1 protein-coding gene is annotated in these 301 nt (G+C 40.9%); it reads left to right on the plus strand.

The annotated features are described in order from the left end of the window. Positions 1 to 301 (plus strand): Rib/alpha-like domain-containing protein (locus AC3E7H_RS10005; protein WP_490676518.1); only part of this gene is annotated, 301 nt, incomplete at both ends.

The following is a 301-nucleotide window of genomic DNA, read 5'->3' on the forward strand; positions in this document are numbered from 1 at the left end:
GCTCTAAGGATGAAGTTCCAGTTAAAGTAACTGTTAAAGATCCACGTACAGATGCAGATAAGAATACTCCAGTTGCGAAAGATCAAAGTGTTAAACCAGGTGATAAACCAAACGCTAAAGATTCAATTGGCAACGTAGGTGATCTTCCATCAGGAACTAAATTCGAGTACAAGACACCAGTAGACACTACAACAGAAGGCGACAAAGACGCTATCGTAGTTGTAACATACCCAGATGGCTCTAAGGATGAAGTTCCAGTTAAGGTGACTGTGAAAGAACCACGTACAGATGCAGATAAGAA

The organism is Streptococcus sp. SCPM-O-B-15304 (M98) (genome assembly GCF_058200215.1).